The organism is Moraxella lacunata (assembly GCF_900453205.1).
Lineage (GTDB): Bacteria > Pseudomonadota > Gammaproteobacteria > Pseudomonadales > Moraxellaceae > Moraxella > Moraxella lacunata_B.
Genome location: NZ_UGQU01000001.1, coordinates 335763 through 356526, shown reverse-complemented (window position 1 = coordinate 356526; position 20764 = coordinate 335763). Strand labels below are relative to the sequence as shown.

The 20764-nt window shown below is 44.4% G+C and carries 17 protein-coding genes; 3 read left to right on the top strand and 14 right to left on the bottom strand.

The annotated features are described in order from the left end of the window. Positions 1-259 precede the first annotated feature (259 nt). From DX073_RS01810 to dnaB, 6 genes are all read right to left on the bottom strand, one after another. On the bottom strand, positions 260-1360 hold the full coding sequence (locus DX073_RS01810; RefSeq protein ID WP_115006313.1) for a DUF3426 domain-containing protein: 1101 nt from the start codon (positions 1358-1360) through the stop codon (positions 260-262). A 118-nt stretch (positions 1361-1478) separates the two neighbouring features. Beyond that, positions 1479-2405 carry a 50S ribosomal protein L11 methyltransferase gene (gene prmA, locus DX073_RS01805; RefSeq protein WP_115004982.1) on the bottom strand — a complete coding sequence of 309 codons (927 nt, stop codon included), beginning with the start codon at positions 2403-2405 and terminating at the stop codon, positions 1479-1481. Between the two features lie 84 nt (positions 2406-2489). Further along, a complete protein-coding gene (gene cysE, locus DX073_RS01800; RefSeq protein ID WP_115004980.1) occupies positions 2490-3353 on the bottom strand; it encodes a serine O-acetyltransferase in 864 nt (287 codons plus the stop codon). A gap of 634 nt (positions 3354-3987) precedes the next feature. Beyond that, a complete protein-coding gene (gene argF, locus DX073_RS01795) occupies positions 3988-4908 on the bottom strand; it encodes an ornithine carbamoyltransferase (RefSeq protein ID WP_115004979.1) in 921 nt (306 codons plus the stop codon). Between the two features lie 227 nt (positions 4909-5135). Continuing rightward, complete coding sequence (gene alr, locus DX073_RS01790; RefSeq protein ID WP_115004977.1) at positions 5136-6242, bottom strand: alanine racemase; 1107 nt, start codon at positions 6240-6242, stop codon at positions 5136-5138. Between the two features lie 31 nt (positions 6243-6273). After that, positions 6274-7689, bottom strand: coding sequence for a replicative DNA helicase (gene dnaB, locus DX073_RS01785; protein ID WP_115004974.1), 1416 nt, complete (start codon positions 7687-7689; stop codon positions 6274-6276). 124 nt (positions 7690-7813) lie between these two features. Between dnaB and pdxA the strand changes: the two genes are divergently transcribed. Beyond that, positions 7814-8857, top strand: a complete 1044-nt coding sequence (gene pdxA, locus DX073_RS01780; RefSeq protein WP_115004972.1) for a 4-hydroxythreonine-4-phosphate dehydrogenase PdxA — start codon at positions 7814-7816, stop codon at positions 8855-8857. 47 nt (positions 8858-8904) lie between these two features. Here the strand turns inward: pdxA and DX073_RS01775 are convergent, their stop codons facing one another. Together DX073_RS01775 and DX073_RS14205 are read right to left on the bottom strand one after the other, a co-directional pair. Then, positions 8905-9693 carry a hypothetical protein gene (locus DX073_RS01775; protein WP_115004970.1) on the bottom strand — a complete coding sequence of 263 codons (789 nt, stop codon included), beginning with the start codon at positions 9691-9693 and terminating at the stop codon, positions 8905-8907. Beyond that, complete coding sequence (locus DX073_RS14205) at positions 9617-9784, bottom strand: hypothetical protein (RefSeq protein ID WP_181814347.1); 168 nt, start codon at positions 9782-9784, stop codon at positions 9617-9619. Before DX073_RS14205 ends, DX073_RS01775 begins: the two co-directional genes overlap by 77 nt. Positions 9785-10810: 1026 nt before the next feature. Between DX073_RS14205 and DX073_RS01765 the strand changes: the two genes are divergently transcribed. Continuing rightward, positions 10811-12235: a hypothetical protein gene (locus DX073_RS01765; RefSeq protein ID WP_115004968.1), complete on the top strand. Its 1425-nt coding sequence runs from the start codon at positions 10811-10813 to the stop codon at positions 12233-12235. A gap of 665 nt (positions 12236-12900) precedes the next feature. Here DX073_RS01765 and DX073_RS14200 read toward each other — a convergent pair. The 6 genes from DX073_RS14200 to DX073_RS01740 form a co-directional block, all read right to left on the bottom strand. Then, a complete protein-coding gene (locus DX073_RS14200) occupies positions 12901-13038 on the bottom strand; it encodes a hypothetical protein (RefSeq protein WP_181814346.1) in 138 nt (45 codons plus the stop codon). 183 nt (positions 13039-13221) lie between these two features. Further along, the gene (locus tag DX073_RS01760; protein ID WP_115004966.1) at positions 13222-13590 is read right to left on the bottom strand and encodes a hypothetical protein; all 369 of its coding nucleotides are present in this window, start codon (positions 13588-13590) and stop codon (positions 13222-13224) included. A gap of 736 nt (positions 13591-14326) precedes the next feature. After that, complete coding sequence (locus DX073_RS14985) at positions 14327-14818, bottom strand: hypothetical protein (RefSeq protein ID WP_404932906.1); 492 nt, start codon at positions 14816-14818, stop codon at positions 14327-14329. Between the two features lie 22 nt (positions 14819-14840). Next, positions 14841-15134 (bottom strand): type II toxin-antitoxin system YafQ family toxin, encoded by a 294-nt coding sequence (locus tag DX073_RS01750; RefSeq protein WP_115004965.1) that lies wholly within the window; start codon positions 15132-15134, stop codon positions 14841-14843. A gap of 3 nt (positions 15135-15137) precedes the next feature. Beyond that, on the bottom strand, positions 15138-15401 hold the full coding sequence (locus DX073_RS01745; RefSeq protein ID WP_115004963.1) for a type II toxin-antitoxin system RelB/DinJ family antitoxin: 264 nt from the start codon (positions 15399-15401) through the stop codon (positions 15138-15140). A 750-nt stretch (positions 15402-16151) separates the two neighbouring features. Beyond that, the gene (locus DX073_RS01740; protein WP_115004961.1) at positions 16152-17480 is read right to left on the bottom strand and encodes an MFS transporter; all 1329 of its coding nucleotides are present in this window, start codon (positions 17478-17480) and stop codon (positions 16152-16154) included. Between the two features lie 74 nt (positions 17481-17554). Between DX073_RS01740 and DX073_RS01735 the strand changes: the two genes are divergently transcribed. Further along, positions 17555-20512, top strand: coding sequence for an autotransporter assembly complex protein TamA (locus DX073_RS01735; protein ID WP_258556849.1), 2958 nt, complete (start codon positions 17555-17557; stop codon positions 20510-20512). Positions 20513-20764: the final 252 nt, after the last annotated feature.

The window sequence follows — 20764 nt, the reverse complement described above, 5'->3', positions numbered from 1 at the left end:
CTATTTTTCATTGCAAATACAAAAGTTTAACACGTCCTAGTCAATATCTATCAATCACCTGTTGGTAGAAGGCGTATTTCCTAGAATTATTGTAAAACAATTGCCGTAATTTGGCAAGTCATGAGATGTTTGTAATGTTAAGCTGTATTATCCTGTTGTTAATTTGTGTTAATAAATAATTACAAAGTGGTCATTTATCCGTCAAAATGATGGGATGAATCTTTATCTAACAGAGCAAGTTAGCTTGGTGCTAGGTGACTTAGGGTTGTTGATAAAATGGCGTAACTGTTACCGAGCTTGCTTTGGGGGTAGGGTTCACTGAAAGCATGATCCGCTTGTGCTGATTGGCAAGTAAGGTGGTCTGAGATTCGCCAAGGTAGTCTTTGGTGTCCGCCACAAAGTCCCCCACGACCACACCGCTACTGTCTTTAAACTGCACCAGTAAGTAAGGAAACAGTTGTTCGAAATTGGTTTTGTTGGTGATGTTAATGATGACATCTTTTTGATTTTCTAGGGATGATGTGATTTCCAAGCCATTTAAATCTGCCGATGGAATATTGCAGGGAATAACTCCGCAGATGGTATGAGCAAGGCTGGCAGTCTCAGGGTTTTTGGCAAGTTTATCTATATTAAATAGGGCGTATTGTGCCACCAATAGCCCAACGAGCAATAAACACCCAATGAGCCACAAAAACTGTGACCCTAAGGATTTTTTGGTAGCAAGTTGTTGAGCGGTGGGCTTGTTTGATTGGATTTCTTTGATGTTGGTTGGTTTTTTGGGTTTGGGTGTGGCGACAGGGATGATGGCATCCAAATCGACGTTGTTTATGGCAGAGCTTGTATTAGTGGTTTGGGTGATGTTGACAGGCTTGGTGTCTTTGAGTAAATCATCAGCCCAAGATTCTTCCCCTTCGTTATCCGCCATCTCATCCTTGGTGCTTTTGGCGACTGTCGGAGCAAAGCTGATGTTGTCTTTTAAAAAGCTGTCCAACTCATCATCAGAAAAGCTCACGCCCGCGACAGCTTTGGTTTTGTTCTCTTCAATGCCATCCATCTCGTCATGAATCATGCCTTCGGTGGGTGCAGGTTTGACACGCTTGGTACGTTTGGGGGTGGGTGGCTCTTGTGGGGTGGTTGGGGCAGAGCGTGTCACTGCTTGGGCTGTCTGAGCTTGGGGTTGTGGGGCGGGATTTGTCAGTCTTTGAGCTTGGGCGGCAGGCGAGCTACCGACCAGATTGGCATTTAGAAAAAACACTTGCTGACACTTACCGCATTTGGCACGAGCATTGGGGTCACCAAGTTTGGCGGTCGGCATGGGGTAGGTCGTTTGGCAATGGGGGCACTTAGTTTGGTTGCTCATGTTTTTGTTAAATCCAATTTAGACAAAGGTTGGATGATGATTTTTATATCATCAACATCGTATACACTATTTTGCTTTATGCTACTAAATTGTTACGCACTTGACAATTTTAATCCGCTCAGCTGTGCTTAATAGCGGATAAACGATACCAATGATGGTCTTCGCTGTTGTCATAATGATAAGGTGTATCAAGGTCAAAATAGGGCTGGTATGCCATCATGACATCATCGACTTGGTTTTCAATAAGTCCTGCCAAGACAATATTGCCTTTATCCTTTAATAAGGTGGCAAACAATGGGGCAAAGTGAATGAGTGGCTTGGCTAGGATATTGGCGGTAATCGTGTCCGCTTTTATATCATGCGTTTGTTGATAAGCCTTAAATTCATCGGGCAAAAATACCAACATCTTATCCTCAACGCCATTTAGTTTGGCGTTTTGGTGGGTAGCAAGCACCGCTTGGGGGTCAATATCCACCGCCAATACTTGCTTAGCCCCAAGCAGTAACGCTCCTACGCCCAAAATCCCCGAGCCACAGCCATAGTCAATGACGACTTTATCGGTCAAATCCTGCGTGGTCAGCCAGTCAAGGCACAGCCGAGTGGTGGCATGATAGCCCGTACCAAAGGCAAGTCCAGGGTCTAGGATAAGGTTGGTGGCGCCTGGGTCGGGAGCGTCTAGCCATTCGGGGACTATCCACAGATTGCCAGCACACTGAATGGGCTTATAATGGGTCATCCACTCACGTGTCCAGTCCTTATCATCAAGCACTGATAGCCACACACGGCTCGCCCCCACTTCGGCGGCGATGTCATGGGCAAGGCTCTCAAAGTTGGTACCATCAAATCGCCCATCGGTGTTGGTGTCAAAAATGGCGGTCAGCACCACCTCGCCCCATAATGGCTCTTCGCCGGGCATGGGCTCAAACAGCGGTTCATCGCCTGCGTCTTCTAGTAGGATGGAGACCGCTTCGGCTTCATAAAACAGTGCTTCGGCAAGTTCAACTTGCTCTTTGGTCAGTTGTAGGTGAATTTGTTGCCATGCCATGAGAGTTTCCTGTGATGTTGGTGTGTCAAATTAGACTGGATTGGTAAATAATAAGTGGATAAAAGTAGGGTTTGGGTTTGATGGTTATTTGCCGTCATCATCGGTTAAGATTGCCAAATCGTCTTTGCAAAGGTTGTCAATATTGGATTTGCAGAACTCAGGGTCAAGACGACAGATGGCATTTTGCAATGCTTCAATGTGCTTATCTTGGGCTTGGATGTGAGCGAGTAGTTTGGCGATACTCGTTGCCACAGGGTCGGCACTGTTTGGGCTTAGCCCATAGGCGTTGAAACTGGCGTCATTGGTAGATTCTAGGCGGATACCCTTATCGGGGGTGCTAGGGTTGGGTGTGTCGCTTTTGATGTCATCGCTTGTTTCGGTGTTTTTGATGTTTTTGTCAATCATGCGAGCTGCCGAACCGACCATGGTCGCCCCTGTGGGGACAGGTTTGACAACCACGGCATTTGAGCCGATTTTGGCGTTGTCGCCCACGCTAAAACCACCCAAGATTTTCGCCCCTGCGCCGACCACGACATTATCGCCAAGCGTGGGGTGGCGTTTTGTGCCTTTCTCCCATGACACCCCGCCAAGCGTGACACCATGATATAAAGTCACATCATCGCCAATCTCTGCCGTCTCACCGATGACAACCCCCATGCCATGGTCGATGAACAGACGTTTGCCAATCTTGGCGGCAGGATGAATCTCAATGCCTGTTGCCATGCGTGTCAAGTGCGACAAACCCCTTGCCAAAAATTTGTGGTCAGCCTGCCATAGGGTGTGAGATGCACGGTGCAAGGTGCGAGCATGAATGCCCGGATAAGTCAGGGCAATCTCAATCTTGGTGCGAGCGGCAGGGTCACGTTCTAGCACCGCACTCAAATCATCATCGATGGCACAGGCTAGGCTTTTGAGTTTGGAATTTTTTAGCTTGGAAAAGATACTCATGGCAGATAACGCATTTTAAAATGGCTTATTCTACCATCAAAAGCTCGCTGAGTATAGGGCTTGTTTGATTTTTGAGATGTTTAAGTTGAGAAATTTTTAAAGGAAATTTTTAAAGGAAATTTTTAAAGGAAATTTTTAAAGGAAATTTTTAAAGGAAATTTTTAAAGGAAATTTTTAAAGGAAATTTTTAAAGGAAATTTTTAAAGGAAATTTTTAAAGGAAATTTTTAAAGGAAATTTTTAAAGGAAATTTTTAAAGGAAATTTTTAAAGGAAATTTTTAAAGGAAATTTTTAAAGGAAATTTTTAAAGGAAATTTTTAAAGGAAATTTTTAAAGGAAATTTTTAAAGGAAATTTTTAAAGGAAATTTTTAAAGGAAATTTTTAAAGGAAATTTTTAAAGGAAATTTTTAAAGGAAATTTTTAAAGGAAATTTTTAAAGGAAATTTTTAAAGGAAATTTTTAAAGGAAATTTTATTTAACATAATCCAAATTACTTATGTCCGATTTATTCATAATGGGTTTTAAAAAGGGCGTGGGATAGGGATTATACCCACAAAACTTTAAAATTACGACAACTTCAATGATGTGTGCAGGGGTGTGCTAGGTACACCCCTTGATGGCGGACAATCAGTATTAAGCCAATTTAATCTTGTCTTTTAACAAAAACTCCATGAGTGCCTTTTGGGCGTGCAAACGATTCTCCGCTTCGTCCCACACCACCGAACGGGGGTCGTCCAGTAGGTCATGGCTTATCTCTTCGCCACGATGGGCAGGCAGGCAGTGCATAAACAGCACGTCTTTGTCGGCGGTGTCTAGTAGCTCGGGCGTGATTTGAAAGCCTGCAAAGTCGGCTTCACGTTTTTTCTGCTCGGCTTCTTGTCCCATGCTCGCCCACACATCTGTAACCACAAGGTGCGAATCTTTGACCGCATCGGCAACGCTATTGGTCAAGGTCAAGCGGTGAGCGTATCGGGTGGCAAGTTCACTGTTTGGCTCATAGCCTTTTGGCGTGGCGATGTTGAGATGAAAATCAAACTGCTCGGACGCTAAGATGTATGAGTTGCACATATTGTTGCCGTCGCCGACCCACGTTACCGTTTTGCCTTTGATGTCGCCTTTGTGTTCAAAAAAGGTCTGCATGTCGGCAAGCAGTTGGCATGGGTGGTAATCGTCGGTCAAGGCGTTGATGACTGGTACGGACGAGTGTTTGGCAAAGGTCTCTACACGCTCATGGGCGAATGTACGAATCATCACGATGTCGGTCATCGAGCTAATCACACGAGCCGAATCCTCTATCGGTTCGCCACGCCCAAGCTGGGTGTCGTTGGGCGACAAAAACAAAGCCTGACCGCCAAACTGCCCCATGCCTGTCTCAAAGGACACACGGGTGCGAGTGCTGGATTTTTCAAAAATCATGGCAAGCGTGCGACCGACAAAAGGGCGATAAATCTCGCCTTTGTGTTGCATTTGGCGAAGTTCACTGGCACGACTGATAACGGTGCGAAGTTCGTCTTTGGATAAGTCAAGTAATGTCAAAAAATGGCGAACGCTCATGCCAACTCCTTGTTTTAATCATGGAAAAATAAAGGCATGAGTATAACAAATCTTTTTATAAAAATGCAATGCCTTAACCGATTTTATTGGTAAATACGCCCAATGCCCCATTCTCAACTTTATATAAGTGATTGGTTTATCAAGGGCGAATGTGATTCGCCCCTACAATTCAAAAAATAATTTCCTAATAATCAATAAGTTACTATTTTAAATTGAGATTAAAGTATCTATGCTACAACAACACCCCGATGTGGGCGGTTGGTGGTTTTACAAAACAGCTCATAACTAATGGTATTCGCCCAATGTGCCACGTTATCGGCAGGCAAATCATCGCCCCATAGCACGACCGTATCGCCCACGCCCACAGGCAAATCGGTGATGTCTATCATCATCATGTCCATGGCGACCCGTCCGACAATGGGGGCAAAATAGGTTTGGGAGTCTTTGGTGATAGACACCTTAGCATCAGTAACCACACGGGGATAACCGTCGCCATAGCCGACACTTAGCACGCCAATGCGGGTAGGCTTGTCCGCTGTCCATAGTCCGCCATAACCGACCTGCTCGCCTATAGGTAGCTCATGCGTGGCAAAGATTTGGGCGGTGAAATTCATCACAGGGGACAAGCCTAAGTCATCGGCAGAGCTGTCCGCCACAGGACTTGCTCCATATAAGGCAATGCCTGCACGCACCCAGTCATGATGAGCGTGGGGAAAGTTGATGATACCTGCCGAGTTGCACAGTGAGCCTTGTACATCGCCGTACAAGGATTTTAGGGTGGTTAGCACGTCATCAAACTGCTTGATTTGCAAGGCATTGACAGGATGGTCTTTGTCATCAGCACAGGCAAAATGACTGGTAAGAATCAGCCGATAACCCTTATCATGTAAAAGTTTGGCAGAAGTGAGTACATCATCATGCCCAAGACCTAAGCGGTTCATGCCCGTGTTGTATTTGAGCCAAATGGTGCGTGTGGGGCTATCCATGGGCGGAACGTGCGATAATGCCCAGTCCAGTTGGGCTTGACAATGCACCACGCATTCAAAGCCGTGGGTTTGGGCGACAAGCCATTCATCTTGGCTAAACACGCCTTCGATGAGAATAATGCGTTTGGATAACTGCCCACAAATCTCATGTACCGCCAAGGCTTCATCAAAACTTGCCACGCCAAACGCGTCCGCTTGCATGAGAGCAGGTAGGCAGTGGGCGACCCCATGCCCATAAGCATTTGCCTTGACCATTGCCATGACATGTGCATGGGGGGCGTGGCGTTTGATGATGTCTAGATTATGGGCTAGGGCGGTTTGGCTTATGGTGATGTGGGTGTGTCGCATGGGTTGTCCTGTTTATTTGTCATTTTATTTGTCATTCTTCTTCATAATCATCGGGTCTGTCGCCAACGATGAGATTATCAAAGCGGGTGTATTCGCCCACAAACCTAAGGGGCAGTTTGCCGATAGGGCCGTTACGCTGTTTGCCAATGATAATCTCAGCAAAACCTTTGTTGTCCGCCTTGTCCTTATAATACACTTCATCACGATAGATGAACATAATCAAGTCAGCGTCCTGCTCAATCGCCCCTGACTCACGCAAATCCGCCATCATCGGGCGTTTGTCGGTACGCTGTTCTAGGCTACGGTTAAGCTGAGATAGGGCGATGACAGGGCAGTTCATCTCACGGGCTAGGGCTTTTAGGCTTCGGCTAATCTCGCCAATCTCTTGGACACGGTTGTTCTCCATACCTGGTACTTTCATGAGCTGTAAATAATCCACGACAATCATGCCCAAGCCTTCGGGGTGGTTTTTGGCGATACGTCGGCAGGTAGAGCGGACTTCGGATGGCGGTAGGTTGTTACGGTCGTCAATATACAGATGAGTGTTTTGAAAAAAAGTCATCGCCTGCGACAGACGCACCCACTCATCTTCGCTCATCTGTGCTGAGCGTAGGTTGCTTTGGTTAATGCTACTAAAACCCGACATCATCCGCATGAGAATGGATTCGGCAGGCATCTCCATGGAGAACATGACCACGGGTAGCTCTTGCACCAGTACTTCTTGGGCGAGATTCATGGCAAAGGTGGTCTTCCCCATGGACGGACGTGCCGCCAAGATAATGAGATCGCCCCGTTGCAAACCTTGGGTTTTGTTATTTAGCTCTTCAAAGGGCGTACGCAATCCGATGAGTCCGCCTTGACGGCTTTTAATCTCAACGAGCTGGTCGGTCACGCTTTGTAAGATGTCTTCGACTCGCCGAACCCCCTGTTTGCCCGTGCCACGAGAGTAGTCTTCATTGATACGAAAAATATCCGCTTCGACCACGTCCAAAATCTCGCTCACGGTCTGTTTTTTGGGGTGATACGCCAGATTGAGCATGGTATTGGCGGATTTGATGAGCTGACGATAGACCGAGAACTCACGCACCCGCTCGGCATAGGGGATTAGGTTAAAGAGCGTGGCAGGGCTTTGGTTGATTTGCATGAGATACTCTTCCCCGCCTGCCATGGCAAGTAGGTTTTGCTGACTCAAAAAGTCATGCACCATCAGTGTATCATAAGGCTGATTGACCCGTGATAAATGATTGATGGCATTAAAAATCTGCCGATGACGCTCGCCATAAAAATCTTCTGCCTTGACAATACCATCGATTTTCTCAAAGGAATCATCAATACTCATGAGTGACGCCAGTAACGCCCGCTCGATGTCCATGTTGTGTGGCGGTTGCAGGGTCAGTAGGTCATCATTGGTGGTGTTGGTATCTTTTAGGGTGCTAGCTTCGGTCATGGCGATGATGTTTATTTTTTAAAAAGTAGGCGGTAAATTTTACCATAAAGCCCAAAAATGTGCTTTTTAAAATATTGATTAATCGGTAAAATAGACGACTCATTTATCCACAGATGACATCAATATGCAGACCACACCCCCCAAACCCCTACTTATCACCACAGGCGAACCTGCTGGCATTGGCATGGACATCGTCATTGATACGCTGACCCATCACGCCCACACCTTACCCACGCCCCTTATCATCTGTGCGGACAAACACGCCTTTGCCGAGCGAGTGGCACAGCTACAAAAGCAAGGCAAGGCACAAACGGACATACTGGCGGACATGGCAGTGATAGATGACATCGGTGAGATTGACCCATCTGCCCCACGCCCTATCTATCTGCTCCATGTGCCTTGTTTTGCCCCTGTGGTCGCAGGCGTGCTAAATGCTGATAACGCCCGTATGGTCAAGGCTCAACTTGACATCGCCCACACGCTTGCCATCACTCGCCAAATTCGTGCCATCATCACCGCTCCCTTGCAAAAATCCGTGATGATAGACGGTGGGGCATGCCTAGATAATGGCGATAAATTTAGCGGTCATACCGAGTATTTTATGCACAAGGCAGGCGTGGACAAGGTCGTGATGATGCTCGCCAATGCCAAGATGAAAGTTGCCCTAGTAACCACGCATATCCCCCTAAAAGACGTATCTGGTGCCATCACACCCCAAGAGATTCGCCAAACGGTGCAAATCACTCACGATGAAATGGTGCATAAATTTGGCATAACCCGCCCCAAAATCCTAGTATGCGGACTAAACCCCCACGCAGGCGAAGATGGGCATCTGGGCGATGAAGAGCTGACGGTCATTAACCCTGTTTTGCACGATTTTCGCAAAAACGGCATGGATATCAGTCTTGCCATGCCTGCCGATACCTTATTTACCGAGCGACATCTGGCGGTGGCGGATGCGGTGATTGCCATGTATCACGACCAAGGACTTGCCCCCCTAAAATCGCACGGCTTTGGCGATACGGTCAATATCACGCTAGGCTTGCCCTATGTGCGAACGTCCGTTGACCACGGTACGGCATTGGACTTGGCAGGGACGGGGCAGGCGAGCAGCAGTAGTCTAAGGCGTGCCATTGACATGGCGGTGATGATGAGTGGGGGCGTGTGATGGGAGTTGTTGGGAAGCTCTTTTGCTCTATACTTTCAACATTGACATCACTCTACATCCTTAAACGTGATAATCCGCTTTTTCTTAGACGCAAGCTCATACACAGGATTGAGTTTGTCCGCTAGATTATCATCATCTAGCAGAGTTTGATAAGCCGATAGGCGAGCGGTTTTTAGGCGTGGGCGTTCTAGGCTGATGAGCGGTTCATAACGGCTTCGGTCGTCCTTGCGATACATTAGGCAAAACACCACTTTATCATCATCTTGATGAAAGGACTCTTTGATTTGGCAGGGGGTGTGCGTGATTTTACGCAGTTTGTTGGTGAGTTTGTGGCGAAGTTGGTCGGTGGTGGTGTGCCGTTCGGTGGTCGTTTGGCTTGGGAATTGCTGTTTGTACAGATGTATAAATAGCTCATCACACGCCACACTTATCATCGCAGGCGAGCGTTCTGAGATGGCTGCCAGCAGAATACAGTAGAGCTGTTTGGCTTGGTGCTTGGTGATGTTGGGTAGTGATGTATCGCCACTTACAATCGTAAGCCACTCGGTGCGACTGATGAAGTCCAACAAAAATCCGCCATGCTCTACTGCCTGTTCATAAAATGCCAAATACGCCCTATGCTCCATATCCATGCCCAGACGTTCACGCAACACACCAAAAAAGCGTTGCAGAAGTATCGCTTCGCCTTGATATGCCATGACTTGATACAAAGGCGGTAGGGCGGTGGTCTCGCCAAATTTATGGCGTTTTGGGCGGGTCTCACTGCCCCATGCCATGATGACGGTATTGACCCGTTCTATCAGTCGTTTTAGTCGGCGTTTGCTGTTGGTTTTCATGGATGTCCTTGATATGATGTGGGCGATGTGATAGGATAATGCCATGCGGATGTAGTGTAAAGGTAGCACGCAGGTTTTCAGTGCCTGACATAGGATTTCCCTCCTTGGTGCGGGTTCGATTCCCGTCATCCGCTCCATTTATTGTTACATAGATTTAGCCCAAATTCAATAAAAACAGCCCCATTTTTAACTTTATATCAGTGATTGATTTATTGAAAAAATTTTTAATTTTAATAAAAATCAACACCGTATCATGGGGCGAATGTGATTTGCCTTTAAAATATGCCAATTGATGCCCCATTCTCAGCTTTACACAAGTGATTGACTTATCAAGGGCAAATTGCAATTTGCCCCTACAATCTAAAAAGTAATTATCAGACAATCAATAAGTTACCATTTTAAGTCGAGAGTGAAGTACACCCAACCAACTTGATATTTGCCACGGGTTTGTAGGGGTTGGCTCTGCACACCCTTTGATGATATTACTATACAAGGCGTGCTCGGCACGCCCCTACGTCCACACATCATTGTATTTGTAGTAATTTTAAAGTTTCTTGGGTGTAATTGATAGTAAGGTGCGTATTACGCACCGATAAGATTTTTTACTCAAACCACCATAAAATGCAGAATTGGCGTTAATTTGCCATACGCCTTATTAGGCAATGCCAAATTAACATAAAACCCCCACCCTTATTTACAAAAAAATCCCCAACACCCCCTTGACAACATACAAAACATTCGCTAACATACAACAAATTTTCACTTTTTATGGGGAAAATTGCATAAACCTGACTCACGCATGATACCCTTTTGTCCGTTTTAGCAGTTAGTTTGTTACTAATGAGCTAAGACGGGGAGAGCAGACAAGCCGAAGCGGTGGATAGCATATTTCATGGGGTTAAGGGTGTTTGGGCGACTATGACGAAATTCGGACGTGGAACTCCGTCATACAAGCGTAGATTGAACAAACAAGACCGTAACACTTAATTCCATTAGCACATCATCTTCATCTTGGCGACGATAAAGGCTCTGTCCTAGCAGGTGTCAGGCATAAAGCAATTCTCTTAATACTATGATTTTTAGACATACTGTGCTATCTTGAACCATTCATCGCTTGATGATTGTTGTGCCGTTATCTATGGTGGGGCTATCTGTCCATGCCAGTGAGTCGGTGCGTTATCCATTTAGTGAGCCAAACTCATCTGTGCAGTTTGGGGTGGTCAATCACGGCGACAAAACAGGCATATCCGCCCAACTGCTCGTACCACATGGCACCGTAACCTATGGCATATCCGCCGACAGAACCACAGACGACACACACGCCATTATCGGTGTGGGCAAATCGCTCGCACACGGCTATGTCTATGGCACAGCGTCCTATGCCAACGAAAATCATCACAATACCGACCTATCCGCCTACGGTGCGTCAGTCGGTGGGGCGTATCTGTCCGAGCGTGCAAACATAGACGCTAACGTCATCGTTCATCGTGGCGATGATAAACACTTAGGCAGTAGCACCACTCATCAGACTCACACGTCAGAGACGACCGCAGGCAACATCAAAACCATCACCACAACGCACACAACCACAACAACCACACGCACCTTTGACGGTGATGTACGTGGCTATGCGAACGTGGGAGCGACTTTTGATGTGGGGCAACATGGCGAGATTCGCACAGGGCTTCGTTATGAGTTCGGCATGGACAGCGACACACACGCCAACGTCCGCTATCAGCATTACTATGACAACGACCGCTCTATGGCGTATGTATATGCCGACACCGACTCACGCTATGAGACAGGCATACAGCACAGCATCATAGGCACGCCTGTCTCTGTGAATGCTCATCTGTTTCATCATCGTCAAGACGGCAAGAGCGATAACGGCGGTGGCATAGGGCTAACCTATCATTTCGGTGGTGGCTCATCACTGCGTGGCAAGCGTGGCACGGACTCATCGGCACGTATGAACGCCCATGTCCGTCAAGTCATCAGCACCGCCAGCCCCCACAGTGTCAAAGAGGTGGATAGACTCGGAACAGTAGTCACCAACATAAAAACAGAAACATCTTCAAGCGAACAACAAGAAATCCTTGATACAATTACAGCATTTACAACACCAAAAGTAGTAGTGGAAGGAGACACGATTCGCGTGACACATCATGGGATCTTTGATTCAGACGGGCTAGAAAATATTCAATACACGCTCACAACAGCAACTGGAACCACTATTGTAAGTAAAAATGGTGTTTTCTCAGGACTGATTGATGGCGACTATACCATCACAACAACTGCCGAAGCGAAAAATGGAAATACAGGAGAATTCACACCTGCTATTAATCCAAATGAAGCAAAAGTAAGTATTAAAACCGCACCAGTAACACCAATCATGACACCAGACGAGTTCAATAATATAATATCAAAACTGCCAACGAATCTACATGATGGAAATGCATACAAGCAAATACATATAGATTTGAAAAAATATTTACCAGATGATATAGAAATAACTGGATATGATTTGAATCTACTTGCATGAGTAGAAATTCCAGACAATCTTAGAATTATCAATCTTAAAGAAAAAACAATTAAGTTATCTTACAATCCATATGAAGGTGAAAATTCAGTTTATTCAATTACCTTGTTTTTACAAAACAAAAGCAATCCATCAATTAAGGCACAACACATAATGCGATTACCCTCAGTTGATCCATTAGGAATTTAAAAAATAATATACCAATTGGTATATTATTTTTTAAATTTTATTAAATTAAACTCATTTACCCGAATATTAATAGTTAGTGGTTCGTTCCTATTTCAAAGAGAGTCAGGCTCGTATTTTCAATTAAGGATGTAATAACGATTTTTTCAAAATATAATCGTCGGTAAATTATTTGTATTGGATATTTCTAAATAATCTTTGTGATTTGCATAATGTTTTGCAAAAGAATTTTCAAAATTATTTTTAAAAAATTCGTCAGCTTCAAATTGAAAAAAGCTTCATGTATGTTTTTTTCCTGGTTCAATGACAATTTCATTATTTTTATTTAAATAATATAAAACCGGATTTTCTCAGACTTGATTTATAATGAAGGCATATACCTCTCCCTCCTGACACATTTGACTCGCATCCAGTACATTTGGCCAGAATTCAATTTTATTTCATTCTTGACAGAAATCACGATTTTTTTCTATTTTTTGCGGTCAGGCGATATTTCTTTCTTTTTCTATATGATTATTTGCTTTATTCTCAGCGATGAGCGTATTGAGATAGGCAATGTCTTTTTTGGTATTTTCACGGACAATATCGTCTCTTCCTGCGTATGAGATTTTCGCCCCCATACAACGCTCGCCACCATTATTGATGGCATTAGCTTTATCAGGATTTGCGATAGAAATCTGTGAACATTCTCACATATTGAGCGTATTATTTCCAGATTTTTGAATCGTTACGGCACTATCATTATTTTGCGATTGCAAAGCATAGATACTATCAGAAGTCATCGCAATACTCGTTCCACGCACTCAGGCGATGATTTCACCATGTCGCAATGACGGCCCATCAGGCGAGACAACACGCCCCCAGAGTAGCCCACGGTCATAACTCGCTTCGGCAAGTGTGCGGATTCCGTCGTGATCTTTGATTCCAGAAAGTGAAATCTTGGTATCCGTTTCCAGACGAATGATAGAATCATCGGCAAATGCAATTTCCAGAGATTTATCCGTCGTGCTAAGCATGACCTTATCCGTTACGGTGAAGGTGTCATTTTTTTGAAGATTTTTCTTTTCTTTGGTTTTTGTATTTTCAATAATTCCTGTTCCGTCGGTTACACGGACATTCACCAGAATATTAGAAAGTCTTGCACCGCAGATGATTTCTCCATTCTTGTTCACGCCTTTTGCAACTTGATTTTCGCCACAATTTTTCGGAAAATGAATGAAACTATTTTTTGTAAAAATTTTTCAAATTTTATTCGTATTAAGAACACTATAATCCGTTATCGTTCCCGCATTGATTTTGTCATAACCTGCTTCTCAAAAAAGAGCAATAAAAGTTTGTCTGAATTTCTGCGGAACCGTGTATTCATGAAAAATTGGCTTTGCCTTTTCAAGCCCGTAGGTTGGGTTGAGCCTGCGAAAACCCAACAAAATCAAAAACAAAACCCAACCACCCAAAAATAAATAAAAAATCCCCCACCATTCCATTGTCCCAATGCCAAAAACCAACAAATTTTTTTAAACATTTAATATTTTTTTATTGAATGTTTTTTTATTTTTAAAATTTTTGGTATTGTTAATTGAGTATACTTTTCTAGAAAGCCGTTCGTGGTGAGCTTGTCGAACCATAACGGTTTTCCTAGACTTCGACAAGCTCAGTCCGAACGGAAAACCTTAAAATCTATCTTTATTTAACAATACCAAATTTTTTTTGAATAAATGTTGGGTTTTCGCTTCGCTCAACCCAACCTACGCCTACTGTTTCTAACATTTAACGTTTTAAATCAATTAGGTTGTAGGGGCGAATCACATTCGCCCTTGATAAACCAATCATTTATATAAATTTAAGAATGGGTAAACCATATAAAAAGCCATGTTAATAAATAACATGGCTTTTGTGTTTTTAAAATAATTAAATCATGCCACCATCTTCTGCCATTGCCATGCTGTCTTTATAACGGGTCAATTTGATGTATAAAAATATGCCAAAAACAGCATTAATCACACCCGTGATTAAAAATAATTGGGGGATGGATAATGTTAATACCGTTAAAATGATAATAGAGAAAATGGCAGAGCCAACCATAAATATCGCATTAAAGATATTATTCGCCCCAACAATGCGTGAGCGATGGCTGATGGGAGCATAAGCCTGCATAAAAGTATATAATGGCACGATATAAATACCGCCTGACAACCCCAATAAAAACAAATCGGCAAATACCCGAGTTGTGCCATTCATATTTAACAGCTCGTAGGTTGGGTTGAGCGAAGCGAAAACCCAACAAAATAAAAAACAAAACAAATACCCCAAATCACAATGGGTAAGGTGCGTATCACGCACCAATATATCATCACTTAACTTCAAAATACACCCATTGGCAGTAAGGTGCGTATCACGCACCTTTTGACTGGAAATGGTAAATTCAAAACAAATCCGAATGCGTGCCTGTCAATTCCAATTTTAACACTTCTACTGGCTCGCCGTTATCCTGTATGAGTGTTTGCTTTTTGTAAATTAACAGCCAATCGGGTTCTATGTGGCATTCCCTAAACTCTGCAAAATTTCCAATTAAATTATGGTCTTTATGATGTTCGGGCAAAACTTCATCTCGTTGGAGTTTTTCTACAATATCAACCAATTTTTGCAAATCTTTGCCACGCTTTTTGGCAAGTTTTAATTGGCGTTTGAATTGACTGGTTCTGATAATCTCACGCATATATCAGTCATCTAAATCCAACAACAAATCACTGGCTTTGCCAACTTTTTCATAACCTTTTTGCTCATCTGATAACAACAAAAATTCGGCTGTTTCTTTGTTGGGTAAGGTAGGTGCAAACGGCATTTGCCCTGTTCTTTTGACTTCATTGACAAACATTCTAAACGCTTGGGAGGGTTTGATACCCATTGCCCCAAATAGGGCAAACATTTCTTGTTTTTCTTGGGGGTTCATGCGGATTTGAAACACGGTGCTTTGCTGTGCCATGGTTTATTACCTATTAATGTCATGATTTTGTATAGATATTATATAGACTTTTTTTAAGAAATCAAATGGATAATGGGTAAGGTGCGTATGACGCACCAATAAGATTTTCTACTGAAAAGGTGCGTGGGACGCACCTTACCATACAGCCAACGAATTTTTTAAAATTTAGCATTGGTGCAAATTGGGGTTGATTGACTATAACCACACCTTTGGGTAAATTTGTAGGGGCAAATCACATTTGCCCTATGTAAGGCATTGATTTTTGGGCGAATAAATTGCCCGACACGTCCAAATTTTAAAATATATCTTTGATTGAACAATGCCTGTTTTATTTAAAGGTGCGTGGTATGTACCTTACGGCTGATTATATGGCAGCCCGTAGGTTGGGTTGAGCCTGCGAAAACCCAACAAAATCAAAAACAAAACCCAACCACCCAAAAATAAATAAAAAATCCCCCACCATTCCATTGTCCCAATGCCAAAAACCAACAAATTTTTTTAAACATTTAATATTTTTTTATTGAATGTTTTTTTATTTTTAAAATTTTTTTGAATAAATGTTGGGTTTTCGCTTCGCTCAACCCAACCTACGCCTACTGTTTCTAACATTTAACGTTTTAAATCAATTAGGTTGTAGGGGCGAATCACATTCGCCCTTGATAAACCAATCATTTATATAAATTTAAGAATGGGTAAACCATATAAAAAGCCATGTTAATAAATAACATGGCTTTTGTGTTTTTAAAATAATTAAATCATGCCACCATCTTCTGCCATTGCCATGCTGTCTTTATAACGGGTCAATTTGATGTATAAAAATATGCCAAAAACAGCATTAATCACACCCGTGATTAAAAATAATTGGGGGATGGATAATGTTAATACCGTTAAAATGATAATAGAGAAAATGGCAGAGCCAACCATAAATATCGCATTAAAGATATTATTCGCCCCAACAATGCGTGAGCGATGGCTGATGGGAGCATAAGCCTGCATAAAAGTATATAATGGCACGATATAAATACCGCCTGACAACCCCAATAAAAACAAATCGGCAAATACCCGAGTTGTGCCATTCATATTTAACAGCTCGCTGATGGTATAAGTGCCATGGGTAGGGGCATTAATATGAATACTGCTTAGTGATAGATATAAATCCACGGCAAACACGCTAAGCCCGATGATGCCGATGGGCAAAAGTTTTAGGCTGATTTGGTTTTTGGTGAGTGTTTTGCATAATAATGAGCCGATGGCAGTACCAACAGAAAATAAGGTTAATAATAAAATTACCACAGATTCATTACCATGCAAAATCACTTTGCTAAATTCAGGGGTTTGGGTTAAAAAAGTCGCCCCATAAAACCAAAACCAGCTATTGCCCAAAATGATAAAAAACAATAACGGTAAACCATACAAATATTTGATGATATTAAAACTGGTGCGAAAAATATTATAATCTACGTTTAAATTCGGCTCGTGGGGTGGGACGACAGGGATAAAGCGAGATGCGATAAAGCCCAAGATGGCGATGAGTAGGGTTATGCCCGATATCCATACCAGCGAGTTGTTGAACTGAGTTAAGACCCCCGCCAACATCATGCCTGTCAAGATGGCAAGACTGGTGCCAGTTTGGAACAGTCCATTTGCCCCGACCAGCTCATCTTTGTGCATGACTTCGGGCAGGTAGGCATATTTGACAGGACCAAAAAAGGTAGAATGCGTACCCATTAAAAATAACGCCACAAACAGCAGAGGGTATAGCTCAAAGACAAATCCGACCGCCGCCAAAGCCATGATGATGATTTCTAATAGTTTGAGTTTTTGGGTGAGTTGTGATTTTTCGTATTTATCGGCGATTTGCCCTGCCAATGCCGAAAACAAAAAGTAAGGCAAGATAAATAGTAAGGCGGCAAGGTTGTTAAGCAAGCTGACCGCAACCCCTATTTTGGCGGCGGCGGTGTAGGTAAGCACCAAGATGAGTGCCTGCTTGAACACGTTGTCATTAAATGCCCCCAAAAACTGAGTGGCAAACATCGAGCTAAAACGACGGGTTCTAAATAGGGAGAATTGGGATGCCATGATGTTTTGTGTGTTGATAATGATAATTTAGTTGCTTATAATAGCAGATATTTTTAAAATTTTTAAAATTTATCATGAAAAAAGTTGTATATGTACACAAAAAAACACGCTTGCTCTTGTGCTTGCATGCCTTGATGGGGGTTGGGGTATTGCCTGCGACAGCGAGCCAACTGTCAGCACCACCGCCCACGGTCAGCCTTGATGCGTCCATGTCTGTGGGGGCGGGCGAGACCAATAACAGCGAGCCAAGCAAGACAGATAATGGCGTGATGGATGATGGCAAGCCAAGCGGTACAGAGATGTTGGCAGATGGTCTGCCTGACGATGTGTTTTTTGGGGACATGTCCGCCAGTCAAATGCTGACCACGGCAGAGATTGAGAGAAAATTACAAGATGCCAGTGCGGACAACCGCTTTTATGAGACGGCAGATGTCAGTCATGCCGACACCCGCCATGAAGATGGTTTTGCTAAGATTGAAGATGGCGACATTGCCACGCTGGGCACGGATAAGACGCCCATCGGGCTAGACGAGAGTGCCATTACCAAACTGCCCACTTATGAGAGTGTGACCGCAGGGCAGGATGAGACGGAGGGCGAGCTTGACCCGACCGCTTATTTGCCCGAGTACGAATACGAAGCGAACACACCGCCCCCACGCCCTGATGCCATCGTCGATGAGATTAAACCGCCAAATCTGGTCAAACGCCTATACAGTCGCCTGTTCAATGATGGCGTAGAAGCGGTCACTCGCCTAAAAGTGAATGTCTATCACGGGGGCGAGCGTGTGGGTTGGGATACGGCGGTGGAGAGCTTGGATGATTTTGAAGCCCTGCGAGCCAAGATGATGGCAAGACGCATGAACAACGCCAAAGCAACCGACAATGCCGACAAAGTCGCCCGTAAAACCCTAAAATCCGAGCCATTTGCCAACATCGTGACCGCCTTAGAAGAGATTAGTGCTGAGAGTGTGGCAGACTTTGGGGCGTCCGTGGCACGCCTTAGGCAGACGGTCATTACCGCAGGTCAAGCGGTGGGCTATTATGATTTGAGTTTTAGCATAGAGCGGGCAGGGGCAGGCGAGATAAATCTGGTCATGCATGATTTGGGCGAGCCTGTCGTCGTGGATAATGCGGTGCTGGATGTGCGTGGCTTGGGGGCGGATGACCCTGCTTATGTCCAAGCCCAAGACAACGCTCCACTCAAACAAGGCGATGTCTTTCATCATGGCAACTATGAAGCCAATAAGGCGGTCATCGATGAAGTCAGTGGCGAGCATGGTTATTTTGATGGCAGATGGCTTAGCAATTCAGTGGATGTGATACTGCCTGACAATGTGGCGGACGTGAACTTGGTCTATGACACAGGCGAGCAATACCGCTTTGATGATGTGGTGTTCTTTACCGTGGATAAGGACACAGGTCAGCTGACGACCGACCCTGACAAACTACCTGTCAAGCCCGAAGTGCTACGCAAGCTGGTCACCTTTGAGATGGGTGATGCCTATAATCGCACCGCCACACGCAATCTAAGCAATAACTTACTTGCCACGGGTTATTTTAATGCGGTCAATACCGAGATAGTCCTGCCCAGTCAGACCCCAGAGGTGGGAATTGATTTTGAAAATACCACTGCCCGAGCCGAGACGGATGATGGCAGTCAGACGGTGGATTTGGGCGATGGCGTGACGGCAACCATTGACCCGATTGACTTTACCACAAGTGAGATTATCAGCGACAAACTGGCGTTGGTCAAACAAAAAGCCGAGCAACTCTATAACGCCCCTGACGACCGCCTACTTGTCACCGACAGCAGTAAGCAGTCACGCAGTATCCTAGGGCGTATCTCGGATGCGGTCAGTAGCGTGGCTAAGATGATACTGCCCGATGAATCCAGCGATGTCCTGCCAGAGCTACCCGAAGGCGTAGAGTCGCCTGTATTGGCAGGGCGAAAAGGTGGGCAGGATGTCTATGAAGACAAAAAAGTGCCACTATATATCTTTGTGATGTCAGACAAACCCCGAGATGCCCAAATCGGTGTGGGTTGGGGGTCGGATAGTGGGGCAAGACTCATTACCAAGATTGAGCATAATCTCTTAAACCGAGATGGCATGCAAGCAGGGGCGGACGTGCGAGTCTCACAAAACAAAAAGGGCGTGGAGATGTACATCACCCGTCCCATGAGTCATCCTTTAAACGATAAAGTCAAAGCGTCACTGGGTTATGATGAAGAGAAAATCGACCAAGGTGTGGGGCATTTTGACTTATCAAGTAAGACTTTGGAGACGGGGCTAAGCCGTAATATCATCAAGGAAAATGGCTGGAATCGCACCTATTCGCTACGATATCGCCTAGATGAGCTTGAAACCAACGCTCCAAGAGAGACGTGGCAGGATTTGCCGGTGCAGTTTGAAGGTGGCAAGCCCACCCAAGAAGCCCTGCTACTGGGCTATGCCATGAATAAGATGGTGGCGGACAATCTGGCAAATCCCATGCGGGGCTATCGTCAGTACTATTCGTTAGAGCTGGGCAAAGAAGGACTGCTCGCCGATACCGACATGGCGATACTGCGAGCAGGGCTTAGCGGTGTGTATAGCTTTGGTGATAACAGCTACGGCACAGACCGTCAGCACCAACTCATCGGCAGTCTCAACCTAGGCTATCTGTGGGCGGATGATTTTAATGCCGTGCCGTACAAACTCCGCTTTTTTGCAGGGGGCGACCAAAGCATTCGTGGCTATAACTATGAAAGCCTGTCACCTTTGTCTGATAAAGGCTATCTGACGGGCGGTCAAGCCCTAGCCGTGGCAAGTGGCGAGTATAACTACGAAATCTTAGAAGGCTTGCGACTGGGCGTATTTGCCGATGTGGGTAATGCTTATGATAAGGACTTTAAAAATGACACCAAAGTCGGGGCAGGTGTGGGCGTGCGTTATGCGTCCCCTGTGGGGCAAGTGCGACTGGACGTAGCAACAGGCGTGGGCGAAAAAGACAAATCGGTGAAATTGCACTTTTTTATCGGGGCACCTTTTTAAGAGAATATAAATCATAAGCCCGTTCAAAATTGTGAGTGGATGATGTCTTTGGATGGATTTGTAAGGGAAAATTGCAATTTGCCCTATATAAAGCTGTAAAGCATTGATTTTTAAGTGAGTAATTTTTTATCTTATGTTCAAATTTGGCATATATTCTTATTTGTCATGATGATTGATTTTACATTGATTTGACATTGAAAAATTGCTCAAATTATGGTTTAATGCACCATTTTTTATGATAATTTTTTATTG

What these genes read in the sequence shown, in the direction of transcription:
- DX073_RS01740 (WP_115004961.1), bottom strand. Translation starts at nt 17,480, where the DNA reads ATGGCATCCCAATTCTCCCTATTTAGAACCCGTCGTTTTAGCTCGATG.
- DX073_RS01735 (WP_258556849.1), top strand. Translation starts at nt 17,555, where the DNA reads ATGAAAAAAGTTGTATATGTACACAAAAAAACACGCTTGCTCTTGTGC.
- DX073_RS14205 (WP_181814347.1), bottom strand. Translation starts at nt 9,784, where the DNA reads ATGTCAGGCACTGAAAACCTGCGTGCTACCTTTACACTACATCCGCAT.
- DX073_RS01745 (WP_115004963.1), bottom strand. Translation starts at nt 15,401, where the DNA reads ATGGCACAGCAAAGCACCGTGTTTCAAATCCGCATGAACCCCCAAGAA.
- alr (WP_115004977.1), bottom strand. Translation starts at nt 6,242, where the DNA reads ATGCGACACACCCACATCACCATAAGCCAAACCGCCCTAGCCCATAAT.
- DX073_RS01750 (WP_115004965.1), bottom strand. Translation starts at nt 15,134, where the DNA reads ATGCGTGAGATTATCAGAACCAGTCAATTCAAACGCCAATTAAAACTT.
- prmA (WP_115004982.1), bottom strand. Translation starts at nt 2,405, where the DNA reads ATGGCATGGCAACAAATTCACCTACAACTGACCAAAGAGCAAGTTGAA.
- dnaB (WP_115004974.1), bottom strand. Translation starts at nt 7,689, where the DNA reads ATGACCGAAGCTAGCACCCTAAAAGATACCAACACCACCAATGATGAC.
- DX073_RS01765 (WP_115004968.1), top strand. Translation starts at nt 10,811, where the DNA reads ATGATTGTTGTGCCGTTATCTATGGTGGGGCTATCTGTCCATGCCAGT.
- cysE (WP_115004980.1), bottom strand. Translation starts at nt 3,353, where the DNA reads ATGAGTATCTTTTCCAAGCTAAAAAATTCCAAACTCAAAAGCCTAGCC.
- DX073_RS01775 (WP_115004970.1), bottom strand. Translation starts at nt 9,693, where the DNA reads ATGAAAACCAACAGCAAACGCCGACTAAAACGACTGATAGAACGGGTC.
- DX073_RS01810 (WP_115006313.1), bottom strand. Translation starts at nt 1,360, where the DNA reads ATGAGCAACCAAACTAAGTGCCCCCATTGCCAAACGACCTACCCCATG.
- DX073_RS14200 (WP_181814346.1), bottom strand. Translation starts at nt 13,038, where the DNA reads ATGGGGGCGAAAATCTCATACGCAGGAAGAGACGATATTGTCCGTGAA.
- pdxA (WP_115004972.1), top strand. Translation starts at nt 7,814, where the DNA reads ATGCAGACCACACCCCCCAAACCCCTACTTATCACCACAGGCGAACCT.
- argF (WP_115004979.1), bottom strand. Translation starts at nt 4,908, where the DNA reads ATGAGCGTTCGCCATTTTTTGACATTACTTGACTTATCCAAAGACGAA.